Raw genomic sequence first — 13,533 nt, forward strand, 5'->3', positions numbered from 1 at the left:
GCAGCGAAGCAATCCAGAATCCTTCCGCGTCGGGGGTCTGGATTGCTTCGTCGCAAGTGCTCCTCGCGATGACGCGAATGGTCTTGGATCAATCCGGAAACCCGAACAGCTTCGCCGGATTGCGCACGAGGATCTTCTCCAACTCCGCCTGATCCGCTGCGAAGCGGAACATCAGCTCGAGCAGATCGGCATCGTTCGGCGGCTGCTTGACGGAGACGGGATGCGGCCAGTCGCTGGCCCAGACGCAGCGGTCGATTGCGGCTTCGATGTAAGTGCGCGCGATCGGGATCACGTCGTCGTAAGGCGGGCCGGCCTGCGAGGTCTTCTCGCCGAGCGAGAGCATCACCCAGAAATTGCCCTTCTTGAGCAGCTCCAGCATCTTGCGCAGGTTCGGATCGTCCCTGCCGTTCGAAGGCACGGGCCGCGCCATGTGGTCGATCAGCACGGGCACGTCGAGATTCTCGTACTTGGCGACGCTGGAGACGATGCCGTCCTTCTCGGGCTGGATCTTCACGTACCAGCCGAGCTCGCGGATGCGCGCGATGGCGCGGGCGAAATCGGCGTCCGACAGCACGGCGCCGAGCTCCTGGCGGAAGCTGAAGCGCGCGCCGCGGACGCCGGCATCATGCAGCTTGGCGAGATAAGCGTCGTTCGCCTCCGCGAACACCAGCGCATTGGCGCAGCCGCGATAGTTCGGGCCCATCGCCGCGAGACCGTCGAGTACGACGGAATGATCCGCACCATAGGTCGTGGTCTGCACGATGATGCCGCGCTCGATGCCGAGCGTCTTGTGCACGCGCAGCGCCGCTTCCCAGGTTGCCGTCGGCATCCGATAGGCCGCGCCGGGGCGTTCCGGATATTTGTCGATGGGACCCAGCACATGAAACTGGCTGTCGACGGTCTTCGGCGGCGGCGCCTTGATCGGGCGGCGGGGGTTCGGATCGAACGGCAGATAGGTCGGCATGCAAAAAAACTCCCTCAGTCGATCACAGCGGTGAAGTCGCACTGCACCAGCGCGCCACCATCCATGTTGTCCATCGGCAGCGCGTGGCGCGCCGGGCGCGAATGCTCGTCCGGAAACATCTTCAGCCACTCGAGATTGACCGGGCCGCGCTGCGTACGGTCCTTCAGCCACACCGTCATCTTGATGATGTCGTCCGTGGTGCCGCCGGCGGCTTCCACTGTCGCCTTCATATGCGCGAACATGTTGGCGCATTGCGCATCCAGGCTCGCGGGCATCACGCCGGCCGCATCGCGGCCGAGAATGACGCCGGACATCACGAGATTGCCGATGCGGCAGGCGTTGGGAATCGGGTTGGCGTGCTTGAAGCCGCCGATATGGATGCTTTTGCGCCGCGTTTGACCCGTCATGATGCGCTCCCTCTTATGTGTTGATTCAGACGAACTGGCACGACACCGAGCCGAACGCGCCATAGTCGGCGTGAAAGGTGTCCCCGCGGCGGATGTCGACCGGCCGCGTGAAAGACCCCGCCAGCACCACCTCGCCGGCCGCGAGATGTTCGTCATGCGGCGCGAGACGGTTGGCGAGCCAGGCGATGCCGTTGGCGGGATGGTTGAGCACGCCGGCGGCAAGCCCCGTCTCCTCGACCTCGCCATTGCGGAACAGCAGCGCGCCGATCCAGCGTAGGTCCGCGTCCAGCGGACGGAACGGCCGGCCGCCCAGCACCAGCGCGGCGTTCGCCGCATTGTCCGAGATCGTGTCCATGACCTTCCGCGTTTTGCCGGTCTCGGGATCGACGCGATGCATGCGAGTCTCCAGGATTTCGAGCGCAGGCGTGACGTAGTCCGTGGCGTTGAGCACGTCGAAGATGGTGCAGTCAGGTCCACGCAGCGGCGCCTTCAGCACGAAGGCGAGCTCGACCTCGATCCGCGGCGCGTGAAAGCGGTCGAACGGGATTGGCGTGGCGTCGGCATAGAACATGTCGGCGAACAGCACGCCGTAATCGGGCTCGGAGATGCCGACCGCGTTCTGCATCGCCTTCGAGGTCAGGCCGATCTTGTGGCCCTTGATGACGCGGCCGCGCCCGAGCTGAAGTTTCGTCCAGGCGCGCTGGACGGCGTAGGCATCCTCGACGCTGAACTCGGGATATTCCTTCGACAACATCGGGATCAGCGCCTTGGTGCGCTCGGCTTCATCCAGGCGCGCAGCAAGGCGTTCGATCGTGGCATTATCCAGCATCGCTTACGGTTCCGCAGCGACGGTGTTGCGCAGCACGCCGATGCGGCTCGATTCGACCTCGACGACGTCGCCGACCTTGAGCCAGCGCGGCGGATCGAAGCGAACGCCCGCCCCGGTCGGCGTGCCCGTCACGATCATGTCGCCGGGCTTCAGCGTGGCGAACGTCGAGAGATAGGAAATCAGATAGTCGAACGGGAACATCAGCCGCTCGGTCGTGTCCTGCTGCCGTACCTCGCCGTTGACGCGCGTGATGATGTCATGAGGCCCGCGCGGATCGAGCTCGTCCGTCGTGACGATCCACGGCCCGATGCTGCCCGAGCGGTCGAAATTCTTGCCCTGGGTCACGTTGAACTTGCCGTGGCGCAGCCAGTCGCGGATCGTACCCTCGTTGCACAACGTCATGCCGAAGATGTGCGCCCAGGCCTTTTCGCGCGGGATGTGACGGCCGCCCTGCCCGATCACGATGACGAGCTCGCCCTCGTAGTCGAGTTGCTCAGAGACATGCGGCTTCTCCAGCGTCTGACCTGAGCCGGTCATCGAGGACATGCTGCGCACGAACAGGCTGGGGTATTTGGGCAGATCGGAGTTGTCATTATATTCGGCGTTGCGCTCGGCGTAGTTGACGCCGATGCACCAGAGCTTTTCCGGCGCGAGCACCGGCGGAAGCAGGACGAGGTTTTCCAGTGCGTGGTCGGGCTTTTGCCCGGCAACCGCTTCCTGCGCGTCGGCGAGCGCATTGGCCGCGATCAACGCCTTGACGTCGGAGAAGTCATGGCCGATCCGTTTGGTCAGATCAACCACGCCGCCTGCGACGGCCGCGCCGTAGCGCGGCTCTCCGTTCAACAGATAGCTCAGGAGTCGCATTGTCGTTCTCCAATGGTCTTGAGGCGGCGCGCGCGACGCAGCCACGCGATCAGTCTTTCGATTTGGGCGTCTGGAAGACGGTGTTCAGCGTCACGATCTCGCCAAGTCGGGCGTAGCGGGGACCGCCGATGCGCGCGATCGGATCGAGTGCCTTGGTCTCGACCTTGCCGTCGTTCACGAGGCCGTCGCGGATGTGGAACATCACGACCTCGCCGACGATCAGCCGGCTGCGGGCGTCGCCGAATTCGAGGCATTGCCGGAAGCGGCACTCCATCGCCACGGGCGCTGCCGCGAGCCGCGGCACTTTGATGCGCTCGCTGGCGAGCGTTTCCAAGCCCAGCTCCGCGACCTCGCTGATTTCAGGCGGATGCTCGACGGAGCTGTCGTGCACCGCAGACATCAACGGAGTGTCGGCGATGTGGATGACATATTCCTCGGTGTCGAGGATGTTGTGCGCGGTGTCCTTGTAATCGGCTCCCTTGCGGCCGACGCTGATGGCGAGCATCGGCGGCTTCTGCGAGACGAAGGTGAAGGCGCTGAAGGGGGCGAGATTGAGCACGCCCGAGCGCGACAGGCTCGTCACCCAGGCAATCGGGCGCGGCACCACGATTCCGGTCATCAGCCGGTAGATGCGCTCCGCGCCGAGCTCGGTGGGGTCGATCCGCATCGATCAGTCAGCCTTGATGTTGGCCTTGCGCACGACCGGAATCCACTTGGCGTCCTCGCGCTCGAGATAGGCCTTGAACTCGGCCGGCGTCATCGGGGTGGATTCGCCACCAAGCTTTTCGAACTTGTCGACCACACCGGGATCTTTCAGGATCGCGACCAGCGTCTCGTGAAGCTTGTCGACGATCGGCGCCGGCGTGCCGGCGGGCGCGAACAGGCCCGTAAAGGTCTGGCCGTCGAAATCCTTGTAGCCAAGCTCGGCGAAGGTCGGCACATCAGGCAGCGACTTCAGGCGATGCGGACTGGTGACGGCGAGCGCGCGGAACAGGCCGGCCTTGATGTGCTGGAGGCTGACCGTGAGCTGGTCGAACGCGAACTGCACCTGGCCCCCCAGGAGATCGTTGATCGCCGGCGCATTGCCGCGGTAATGCGCGGTGACCCATTGCAGGTCGAGGCTGGACTGCATCAACTCGCTGAGCAGGTGGTTGGTGGTGCCGGGGCCGGGCGAGGCCATCGTCAGCTTGCCGGGCTCGCGCTTGGCGAGCTCGATGAATTCCCCGAAATTCGTGGCCTGCACGGACGGGTGCACTTCGAGCACCAGCGGCGTCATCGAGATCGTCGAGATCGGAAGAAAATTCTTCTTCCAGCTATAGGCCTCGCGCTTGTTGATCTCGGTCGCGAACAACACCGGGCCGTTGGCACCGACGAACAGCGTGTAGCCGTCCGGCGCCGATTTTGCGAAGGCTTCGCCCGCGATCATGCCGCCGGCGCCGGCCTTGTTCTCGATGATGAAGGGCTGGCCGAGCTTTTCCTGGAGCTTGTCGGCCACGATGCGCGCGGCGCTGTCGACATTGCCGCCGGCCGGATAGGGCACGATCAGCTTGACGCTGCGCGCCGGCCATTGCTGGCCCGATGCGGGTCCCGCCAGCATCGCAGTGGCAGCAGCTATGGCAATCCAGATCAATCGCATGTCAACCTCCCGGCGGCGCTTCCAATTCCATATCGAGTGCCGTTGACGTCGCGCATGGCGCCCGATCGCGGCGCAATCTCCAGACGAGCGCTTTACCTGTCGAGTGAATTGTGGCGTTCTTGTCCATATTATGGACAAGACAAACTCCAGGAAATCCGCCCGCAGCGCGCTGGAGCCGCGACAAGGCGCGCAGGCGATCCGGCGCGCGCTCGCCGTGCTGCGCATTCTTGCCGCAGGTCGCGAGGACGGTGTGCCATTGGCCGAGGTCGTGCGAACGACCGGCCTCACCCGTCCGACCGTACATCGCATCGTCCACGTGCTGATCGAGGAAGGCATTGTCGAACGGCACGGCCGGAGCGGCCGCTATGCAATCGGCAATCAGGTGCCGGAGCTTGCTCTCGCACGCCCGCGGCCGTCGCGACTGCTGGTCGCGGCGAACCCGTCGCTGCAACGTGCCTCCACCGAGATCGGCGACACGCTATTCCTGACGGTGCGGACCGGCAACGACACGCTGTGCGTCGATCGCAGGATCGGCATTTATCCGATCCAGGTGCTGTCGATCGAGGTCGGCGCGCGCCGGCCGCTCGGCGTCAGCAGCGCCGGCGTCGCCATCCTCGCCGCGATGCCGGCGCCGGACGCGCGAAAAATCGTCGCAGCCAACGAGAAGAGATTTGCGGCCTACCGGACCGACGTTGCGACGGTGCTCGGCCAGGTCACTGCCGCGAGACGGCTGGGGTACGGCATGAGGGAGATCGGCCTCGTGCAGGGCACGAAATCGATCTCCACCTGGATCAAGACGCCGGATGGACAGCCGGCCGCAGCGATGACGGTCTCCGCCGTTCGGACGAGGCTCGGCCCGCGCCGCGAGCAGGAAGTCGTGGAGATCCTGCTGCGGGAGGCGCGCAGCATCGAGCAGGCGATCCACGGCTAGCTTCGCTTCTCCCCGCCTGCGGTAAGTCAATCGCATACGAGCGGGGGCGCATTAAGGCCATCACAGCGTCATGGCCGGGCTTGTCCCGGGCATGACGACCTCTTGTGAATAGTCAATGGGCTGACGTTCCGTACCAATTTATGGCACAACGGCCGCTTCCGACGACCGACCAACGAGGCCACGCATGCCCGCGCCAAAACCGCCTGCCTTCGAGACCCTGAGCCTGCATGCGGGCCAGCATCCGGATCCCGCGACCGGGGCCCGCGCAGTGCCGATCTACCAGACCACATCCTACGTGTTCCAGGATTCCGACCACGCCGCCGCGCTGTTCAATCTCGAGCGTGCCGGCCATATCTATACGCGCATCTCCAACCCGACCACCGGCGTGCTGGAAGAGCGGCTGGCGGCGCTCGAAGGCGGCGTCGGCGCGATCTGCACCGCGAGCGGCATGGCCGCGCTGCATCTGGCCATCGCGACGCTCCTGAATGCCGGCGACCATATCGTGGCGTCGAGCTCGCTCTATGGCGGCACCATCAATTTGCTGGCGCACACACTGCCGCGCTTCGGCATCACCACCACCTTCGTCAAGCCGCGCGACCTCGACGCGTTCCGCGCAGCGATCAAGCCGAACACCAGGCTCGTGATCGGCGAGACCATCGGCAACCCAGGGCTCGAGGTGCTGGACATTCCAAAGGTCGCGGCGATCGCGCATGAGGCAAAGATCCCACTGCTGATCGACAATACCTTTGCCACGCCCTATCTCAGCCGCCCGATCGAGCTCGGCGCCGACATCGTCATGCATTCGGCGACCAAATGGATCGGCGGCCACGGCATCGCGATCGGCGGCGCCATCGTCGACGGCGGCCGCTTCGACTGGCGCGGCTCCGGAAAGTTCGGCGTGCTGACCGAGCCTTATGGCGGCTACCACGGCATCGTCTTCGACGAACAGTTCGGCACGAGCGCCTTCATCATGCGCGCACGCACCGAGGGCTTGCGCGATTTCGGCGCCTGCCTGTCACCGACCAACGCATTCCAGCTCTTGCAAGGCGTGGAGACGCTCGGCGTGCGCATGGACCGCCACATGCAAAATACGCACCTCGTGCTGGAAGCCCTGAAGGCCAACAAGGCCGTCGACTGGGTGCTGCATCCCTCGCTTGAGGACCACACGGACTACCAGCTCGCAAAGACGCTGCTTCCGCGCGGCGCGGGCTCGATCGTCTCCTTCGGCATCAAGGGTGGGCGGCCCGCGGGGCGCAAGTTCATCGAATCGCTCCGCATGATCAGCCATCTCGCCAATGTCGGCGACGCCAAGACGCTGGTGATCCACCCCGCCTCGACCACGCATCAGCAGATGGACGCCGAACAGCTCAAGGCCGCCGGCATCGGCGAAGAGCTGGTGCGGCTGTCGGTCGGCATCGAGACGGCAAGCGACATCATCGACGATCTTGCGCAGGCGCTGCGCATCTCGCAAAAGGTCTGACACCATGAAGCTCACTGTCAACGGCGCCGAGGCGTTTGTCGCAACCGGCGGCCGCGAATTCGACAAGTCCCTGCCCGCGGTCGTCTTCATCCATGGCGCCGGCTTCGATCATTCGACCTGGGCGCTACACACGCGCTGGTTCGCCCATCACGGCTTTGGCGTGCTGGCGCCGGATCTGCCCGGTCACGGCCGCTCGGCCGGACCTTCGCTGTCAAGCATCGCGGAGATGGCCGACTGGACTGCGGCGCTGCTCGATGCGGCAGGAGCTAAGAAAGCGCATCTGATCGGCCACTCCATGGGATCACTGATCTCGCTGGAGACCGCGGCGCGACACCCCGGCAAGGTCTCCGCATTGAGCCTGATCGGCACCGCCGCGACCATGACGGTGGGCCCGGATCTGCTGAGGGCTGCCGAAGCCAATTCGCAGGATGCCAACGACATGGTCTCGATCTGGGGACTCGGCTTCAACGCGGAGCTCGGCGGCAGTCTCGCACCGGGCCTGTGGATGCATGGTGGCGCGCAGGCTGTGCTGAAGTCCTGCGAGCCCGGCGTGCTGTTCAAGGATTTGTCGGCCTGCAATGCTTACGCGAATGCGCTCGCTGCCGCCGCGACAATCAAGGTGCCGGCGACCCTCATCCTCGGCGAGCGCGACATGATGACACCGGCGAAGGCTGGCAAGGCGCTCGCCGCGGCGATCCCGCATGCGAAGACCGTCGTAGTGCCGGGCGCGGGCCACATGATCATGGCCGAGCGTCCGGATGAGTTGCTGGCCGCGCTGAAGGGCTGAGCCCGCTCACGACCCCGGCGTCCACTTCCAGACGATGTCGGAGACGTTGACCGGCTTCGGGATCAGTCCGAGCTTTGCAAAACGATCGGCGACGGCCTGCTGGGTCCTGATCACCTCGGCGTCGAGCGGCACCACGCTATAGCTGGAGCGGTTGACGAAGCGGCGGACCGCGTCGATGTCGACGCCGGTCGCCTCGGACTGCGCCTTTGCGACCTCCTCGTGGTGCGCTTCCGCCCACTTGCCTTCGGACGCGAAGGTCGTGTTGAGCTTTGCGACCAGCGACGGATACTTCTCCACGAAATCGGTGTTGGAGATGTAATAGGCGTTCGGCTTGTGGACGTCCTTGTCGAAAGCGAGAACGCGCGCGTTCTCCTTCAGTTCGGCGAGCGCCAGATAGGGGTCCCAGATCGACCAGGCGTCGACCGAGCCCTTCACGAAGGCCGCCGTCGCATCAGCGGGCGCGAGCGGCGCCGGCGTGATGTCGGACCACGACAGGCCGGCCTTTTCGAGCGATGCGACCAGGAGATTGTGCGCGCTCGATCCCTTGCCGAAAGCGACGCGCTTGCCTTTGAGGTCGGCCAGCGTCTTGATCGGCGAATCCTTCGGCACGATGATCGCCTGGTTGTCGCCCTCCGACTTCACGGCCGCGACATATTTGATTTTTGCGCCGCCGGCTTGCGCGAAGATCGGCGGCGTGTCGCCGACGAAGCCGAAATCGACGCTGCCGACGTTGATGGCCTCCAGCAGCGGCGGACCGAACTGGAAATCGACCCATTTGATCTCGATGCCGAGCGGCCTGAAGGCGTTTTCGAGCGTCTGACGCTGGCGCACGGCCGGGAAGAAGCCGCCCTTCTGGGTTCCGATGCGGATTTCCGCCGGCTTGTCCTCGGCGCGCGCGGGCGCGGCAAGGGCGGTCGCGAACAGCAGCGCTGCGGTCAGAATATGTCGTCGTGCAATCATGTTGGGGCCCTTTGCGTCAGGTTCAGTTGGCGAAGAGTGAGGAACTCGTGCGCCCGCTCCGCTCGGCGAACACAGCGCGGGCCGCACGCTCGGCCTCGCGCGCCGAGCGGAACTGGCGGCCTTCGAGGCTGTCGAACAGGCGTTCGGAGGAGAAGAAGCGGAAGCCACGCTCGTCTCTTGTGATGATACCGGCGGCGCGGTCGTGAATTTCGATGATGTAGGCGTTCGATTGGGCTTGGGACATGGCTGCTTGTTCGCCGAAGTTCGGCGTTCCTGTCTTTAAATTTGCGGTGTGAGAAGTTGCTAGGATGCGGTCAGCAACAACAGGCGCCGGTGGCCGCCGAGAAACAGCGCCGCGTCATGCACGCCTGCATGTCGTCAGGGTTACGCTGGTGATCGGTTCTCATATTGCGGCATCAAGCTCGAGGAGCAATTTCGACGTTCCGAATATCGAGCGATTGGCGCGATTGGTCAATGAAATGGCTATCCATATTTGGCAGCGGTGCGCTCGGGCGCTTCTCCCACCGCAAGCACTGACAGTCGGATTCATCTCGCGATGAGTTCAACACGGGCGTGTGGCCGACATGATACGCTTCCAGCAACCACGAGGTGGTCGATTTGGGAGGTCCTGATATGGCGGATGATCTGAAGGGGCGCACGGCGCTCGTCACCGGCGGCTCGCGCGGGATCGGCGCGGCCGTCTGTCGCGCGTTGGCCGAAGCAGGTGCGGCCGTGGCGATCAACTGCCGCGAGCAGATCGGGCAGGCCGAGCAGCTGGCAGGCGAGATCGTGAAGCAAGGCGGCCGTGCCATCGTCGTTGCCGCCGACGTCTCGCAGCGCGAGGCTGTCGCCGGCATGGCCGAGCGCGTCACGGCCGGGCTCGGCCCGATCGATATCCTCGTCAACAATGCCGGCATCGCGATCACGCGCGGCGTCGACGATCTCACCGAGGACGATTTCGACCGCACCATTTTGGTCAACCTGAAATCCGTCTTCCTGTGCACGCAGGCGGTGCTGCCAGAGATGCGCGCGCGGAAATGGGGCCGCATCGTCAACATCTCCTCGGGCGCTGCACGCGGCGCCGGCTCGATCGGCCCGCACTACAATGCGTCGAAGGCCGGCATGGAGGGACTGACGCGCGGTTATGCGGCGCGGCTGGTGAAGGAAGGCATCACCGTCAACGCGGTGGCGCCGTCGTTGATCGAGACCGATATGATGAGCGGCCAGCCGCAACTCGTCAGCCGCATTCCGCTCGGCCGCTTCGGCACGGCGGATGAGGTCGCGAAAGCCGTGATGCTGCTGGTCGACAATGCCTACATGACCGGGCAGACCATCGCGCTGAGCGGCGGGATGGCGTTCAATTAGGGCAATGCAGTAACCGCGGGCTCTCTCTTCCTTCTCCCCTTGTGGGAGAAGGTGGCGCGAAGCGCCGGATGAGGGGTATCTCTCCGCGCACGCCGATTGAGAGATGAGCTCGCGGATAGATACCCCTCACCCGTCTCGCCGCTACGCGGCGAGCCACCCTCTCCCACAAGGGGGGAGGGAAAAGAAGGTGATCACCACATCGTCGCAGCTGCCCGCTCCGGCCAGATGCGATCATACTCGGCGCCGCCGACCCTGTTCTCGCTCATCTCGGCGAGGATCTGGCCGGGCGTTGGCAGCGTCTTGGGATCGATCCGCTTGTCCGGATTCCAGAGGTCGGAGCGGACGATGGCGCGGGCGCACTGGAAGTAGATCTCGTCGACCTCCATCACCATGACGCTGCGCGGCGCCTTGCCCTCGACCTTGAACGAGGCGAGCAGCTCGGGATCGACGGACAGATGGGCGCGGCCGTTGGCCCGCACCGCGTTGCCGGAGCCGGGGATCAGGAACATCAACGATACCCTGGGATCGCGCACGATGTTGCGCAAGGAATCGACCCGGTTGTTGCCGCGGCGATCCGGCAGCATCAGCGTCTTCGGATCATGGATGCGGACGAAGCCGGGAAGATCGCCACGCGGCGAACAGTCGATACCCTCAGGCCCGATGGTGGCGAGCGCGGCGAACGGCGCCTTCTCGATGAAGATGCGGTAGAGCGGTGTGACATGGTCGGCGACTTTCACGGTCGAGGCGTCATTGGTGGCGCCGTAGATAGCCTCCAGTTCTTCGACCGTATTGATCACCGTCATTCCGCTCTCCTGGTTGCGCGGGCCTCTATTCGAGCCAGCCTTCGTTCCTGATCACGCGCACAAGCTGACGGCTGTGATAATCCGCGCTGCCCGCGTTGAGGATGGTGACATCGGCGTTGGCCGATGCGTCGTCGACGCTGCGCGCAAGGCGATCCGCGATATTGCCGTCGCTGTGCCGGGCCCGGGCAGCGAGCCGCTGCGCCAGCACGTCCGGCGGCGCCGTGATCGCGACCACCACGACGTTGGCATAGGCCTGGCGGAGCGCGCCGATCACCGTGCGCGAGACATTGGCGACGACGGCCCGGCCAGCACGGATGTCATCGTTGATTTCGAGCGGGAGAGCGTAGGAATGACCATGCGCTTCCCAGTGCACGGCGAAATCGCCGTGCTCGCGCGCGCGGCGGAATTCGTCCTGGCTCATCGCCATATTGTCTTCGGCGTCGGAAGATTCGCGCGTCACGACACGGCGCGGAAAGACGACGTCCTGATCGTCAATGCAGGCCGCCTGCGCGAGCCGCAACAGCGTGTCCTTGCCCGCGCCGCTGGGACCGACCACGAGCACGAGCCGCCCGGGTCCGATCCCGCTGGCCTCATCGTGTGCCATGGTCGCGGTCTCGCTCATGCGACGCGGTGTCCTTCGCGCCAGACGCTGCGGACCACGGGAACGTCGCCCGCGACATGCACACGGATCAGGTCGGCCCGCTTGCCGGTCGCGACCTCGCCACGATCCGACAGGCCAACCGCCTCGGCTGGCGCCTTCGTCACGGTGCGAACCGCCGCCGGAAGGCTGATCGCGCGCACATGCTCCGGCAATTGCAGCGCGGCCATCAGGAGGCTGGACGGGATGTAGTCCGACGACAGGATGTCGAGCAGGCCCTCGCGGGCGAGATCGACCGCGGCGATGTTGCCGGAGTGCGAGCCGCCGCGCACGACGTTCGGCGCGCCCATCAGGATGTCGATGCCGGCCTGATGCAGGCCGCGCGCGGCCTCCAGCGTGGTCGGGAATTCCGCCACCGACACGCGATCGCGCACGGCGTCTGCAACATTCTCGTCGGTGGTGTCGTCGTGACTCGCGAGGGGAATCTTGTACTGATGCGCCAGCGCCACGATCTCGCGCATGTTGGTCGCGGCATAGGCCTTCTGGTACTCGAAGCGTTTCGCGAACAGCTCGTCGAGCTCGGCATCGGTCTTGCCGCCGCCCTTGCCGCGATAATAGTCGCGCAGCTTGACCTCGTCCCGGAACTGGCGCTGGCCGGGTGTGTGGTCCATCAGCGACATCAGCTTGACGTCGGGACGGTCGATCAGCTCCTTGGCCTCCTCCACCACGCTCGGCATCGGGATTTCGCAGCGCAGATGCAGGAAGTGGTCGGCGCGCAGCAGGCTGGCGTCGCGCGCGGTGGTGATGGCGGCGGCGAGCACGCCGGCGCGGCCATCGACTTCCTCGGCGCCGTCCTCGCGCCAGACCCGGAGCGAGTCGAACACGGTGGTGATGCCTGATGTGGCGAGCTGGCCGTCATACGAGATGACGGCGGCAACCGGATTCCAGAACACCTTTGGGCGCGGCACGTAATGCGCTTCGAGATGATCGGTGTGGAGCTCGATCAGGCCGGGCATGATGAGGTCGCCGCCGGCATCCTCGGCACCGGCGGGCGCCCTGCTCTCGCCGATCTCGGCGATGCGCCCGTCGGCAAGAGCGAGCCAGCCCTGCTCGATCACCCGGTCAGCCAGCACGATCCTGGCGTTGGCGATCACTGTTTCCTTCGGCTTGGCATTCATTTCCATTTCCTTCAGGCCGCGGCGGCAAAGCTGGTGACGTCAACAATACGGTCGGCAATCAAATGGCGGATTTCGTCGTCATGGACAATGGCGACCATGGCGACGCCCTGGCGTTTCTTCTCGGCAACCAGCTCGACCACGACGGCGCGGTTGGCGGCATCCAGCGAAGCGGTCGGCTCGTCCAGCAGCAGGATCGGCAGATCCGAGATGAAGCCGCGCGCGATGTTGACGCGCTGCTGCTCGCCGCCGGAGAACGTCGCGGGCGGGAGCTGCCAGAGTCTTTCAGGAATGTTGAGGCGGTGCAGCAACTCGCCGGCGCGGGCTTGCGCCTCCGCGCGCGCCAGGCCGTTCACGATCAGGGGCTCGGCGACGACGTCGATGGTCGCAACCCGCGGCACAGCGCGCAGGAACTGGCTGACATAGCCGATCGTGGAGCGGCGGATATTGAGAACCTGCCGCGGCTCGGCGGTGGCGAGATCGACCACCGCGCCGCGATGGCGGATGCCGATGCGGCCGGAATCGCAGCGGTAGTTGCCAAAGATCATCTTCAGGATCGATGATTTGCCAGCACCCGACGGGCCGGAGAGCACGACGCATTCGCCGGGGTTGACGTGGAAGGTCACGCCGCTGACGACAGGCAATTCGATGCCGCCCTGCAGGTGCATCGTGAAGGTCTTCTTGGCATCAGCGATGTCGATCATGGCGGTCATCGGAAAACTCATCTTGGAAGG

Annotated in this window: 16 protein-coding genes; 4 read left to right on the forward strand and 12 right to left on the reverse strand. The window is 65.1% G+C overall.

Annotated features, from left to right (window positions below):
* Nucleotides 1-88: 88 nt before the first annotated feature.
* The 6 genes from JQ627_RS13900 to JQ627_RS13925 are packed head-to-tail and all read right to left on the reverse strand — an operon-like array spanning nucleotide 89 to nucleotide 4,700.
* On the reverse strand, nucleotides 89-964 hold the full coding sequence (locus JQ627_RS13900; protein WP_212484740.1) for an amidohydrolase: 876 nt from the start codon (nucleotides 962-964) through the stop codon (nucleotides 89-91).
* 14 nt (nucleotides 965-978) lie between these two features.
* A complete protein-coding gene (locus tag JQ627_RS13905) occupies nucleotides 979-1,371 on the reverse strand; it encodes a RidA family protein (RefSeq protein WP_212484741.1) in 393 nt (130 codons plus the stop codon).
* Between the two features lie 25 nt (nucleotides 1,372-1,396).
* Nucleotides 1,397-2,200: a 2-oxo-hept-4-ene-1,7-dioate hydratase gene (gene hpaH / locus JQ627_RS13910; RefSeq protein WP_212484742.1), complete on the reverse strand. Its 804-nt coding sequence runs from the start codon at nucleotides 2,198-2,200 to the stop codon at nucleotides 1,397-1,399.
* Between the two features lie 3 nt (nucleotides 2,201-2,203).
* Nucleotides 2,204-3,064, reverse strand: a complete 861-nt coding sequence (locus JQ627_RS13915) for a fumarylacetoacetate hydrolase family protein (protein WP_212484743.1) — start codon at nucleotides 3,062-3,064, stop codon at nucleotides 2,204-2,206.
* Nucleotides 3,065-3,113: 49 nt separating this feature from the next.
* The gene (locus JQ627_RS13920) at nucleotides 3,114-3,731 is read right to left on the reverse strand and encodes a flavin reductase family protein (RefSeq protein WP_212484744.1); all 618 of its coding nucleotides are present in this window, start codon (nucleotides 3,729-3,731) and stop codon (nucleotides 3,114-3,116) included.
* Between the two features lie 3 nt (nucleotides 3,732-3,734).
* Entirely contained in the window at nucleotides 3,735-4,700 is a 966-nt protein-coding gene (locus JQ627_RS13925; protein WP_212484745.1) for a tripartite tricarboxylate transporter substrate binding protein, read from the reverse strand.
* Between the two features lie 130 nt (nucleotides 4,701-4,830).
* On the opposite strand from JQ627_RS13925, the gene JQ627_RS13930 reads away from it, so the two are divergent.
* From JQ627_RS13930 to JQ627_RS13940, 3 genes are all read left to right on the forward strand, one after another.
* The gene (locus JQ627_RS13930; RefSeq protein ID WP_212484746.1) at nucleotides 4,831-5,631 is read left to right on the forward strand and encodes an IclR family transcriptional regulator; all 801 of its coding nucleotides are present in this window, start codon (nucleotides 4,831-4,833) and stop codon (nucleotides 5,629-5,631) included.
* Nucleotides 5,632-5,815: 184 nt separating this feature from the next.
* The gene (locus JQ627_RS13935; RefSeq protein ID WP_212484747.1) at nucleotides 5,816-7,111 is read left to right on the forward strand and encodes an O-acetylhomoserine aminocarboxypropyltransferase; all 1,296 of its coding nucleotides are present in this window, start codon (nucleotides 5,816-5,818) and stop codon (nucleotides 7,109-7,111) included.
* A gap of 4 nt (nucleotides 7,112-7,115) precedes the next feature.
* Nucleotides 7,116-7,898 carry an alpha/beta fold hydrolase gene (locus tag JQ627_RS13940; protein ID WP_212484748.1) on the forward strand — a complete coding sequence of 261 codons (783 nt, stop codon included), beginning with the start codon at nucleotides 7,116-7,118 and terminating at the stop codon, nucleotides 7,896-7,898.
* Between the two features lie 6 nt (nucleotides 7,899-7,904).
* Here the strand turns inward: JQ627_RS13940 and JQ627_RS13945 are convergent, their stop codons facing one another.
* Both JQ627_RS13945 and JQ627_RS13950 read right to left on the reverse strand, forming a co-directional pair.
* Entirely contained in the window at nucleotides 7,905-8,858 is a 954-nt protein-coding gene (locus JQ627_RS13945) for a sulfonate ABC transporter substrate-binding protein (protein ID WP_212484749.1), read from the reverse strand.
* Between the two features lie 22 nt (nucleotides 8,859-8,880).
* Nucleotides 8,881-9,102, reverse strand: a complete 222-nt coding sequence (locus tag JQ627_RS13950; protein ID WP_212484750.1) for a hypothetical protein — start codon at nucleotides 9,100-9,102, stop codon at nucleotides 8,881-8,883.
* A 389-nt stretch (nucleotides 9,103-9,491) separates the two neighbouring features.
* Here JQ627_RS13950 and JQ627_RS13955 point away from each other — a divergent pair, with 389 nt between their 5' ends.
* Nucleotides 9,492-10,223, forward strand: coding sequence for an SDR family NAD(P)-dependent oxidoreductase (locus tag JQ627_RS13955; protein ID WP_212484751.1), 732 nt, complete (start codon nucleotides 9,492-9,494; stop codon nucleotides 10,221-10,223).
* A gap of 191 nt (nucleotides 10,224-10,414) precedes the next feature.
* Here JQ627_RS13955 and JQ627_RS13960 read toward each other — a convergent pair whose 3' ends face one another.
* The 4 genes from JQ627_RS13960 to phnL are packed head-to-tail and all read right to left on the reverse strand — an operon-like array spanning nucleotide 10,415 to nucleotide 13,512.
* Nucleotides 10,415-11,026 carry a pyridoxamine 5'-phosphate oxidase family protein gene (locus JQ627_RS13960; RefSeq protein WP_212484752.1) on the reverse strand — a complete coding sequence of 204 codons (612 nt, stop codon included), beginning with the start codon at nucleotides 11,024-11,026 and terminating at the stop codon, nucleotides 10,415-10,417.
* Nucleotides 11,027-11,051: 25 nt separating this feature from the next.
* Entirely contained in the window at nucleotides 11,052-11,648 is a 597-nt protein-coding gene (gene phnN / locus JQ627_RS13965) for a phosphonate metabolism protein/1,5-bisphosphokinase (PRPP-forming) PhnN (RefSeq protein WP_212484753.1), read from the reverse strand.
* Nucleotides 11,645-12,802 carry an alpha-D-ribose 1-methylphosphonate 5-triphosphate diphosphatase gene (locus tag JQ627_RS13970; protein ID WP_212484754.1) on the reverse strand — a complete coding sequence of 386 codons (1,158 nt, stop codon included), beginning with the start codon at nucleotides 12,800-12,802 and terminating at the stop codon, nucleotides 11,645-11,647. Before JQ627_RS13970 ends, phnN begins: the two co-directional genes overlap by 4 nt.
* An 11-nt stretch (nucleotides 12,803-12,813) precedes the next feature.
* Nucleotides 12,814-13,512 (reverse strand): phosphonate C-P lyase system protein PhnL, encoded by a 699-nt coding sequence (phnL, locus tag JQ627_RS13975; protein ID WP_212484755.1) that lies wholly within the window; start codon nucleotides 13,510-13,512, stop codon nucleotides 12,814-12,816.
* Nucleotides 13,513-13,533: the final 21 nt, after the last annotated feature.

It is taken from the genome of Bradyrhizobium liaoningense, from assembly GCF_018130785.1.
Classification (GTDB): Bacteria; Pseudomonadota; Alphaproteobacteria; order Rhizobiales; family Xanthobacteraceae; genus Bradyrhizobium; species Bradyrhizobium liaoningense_A.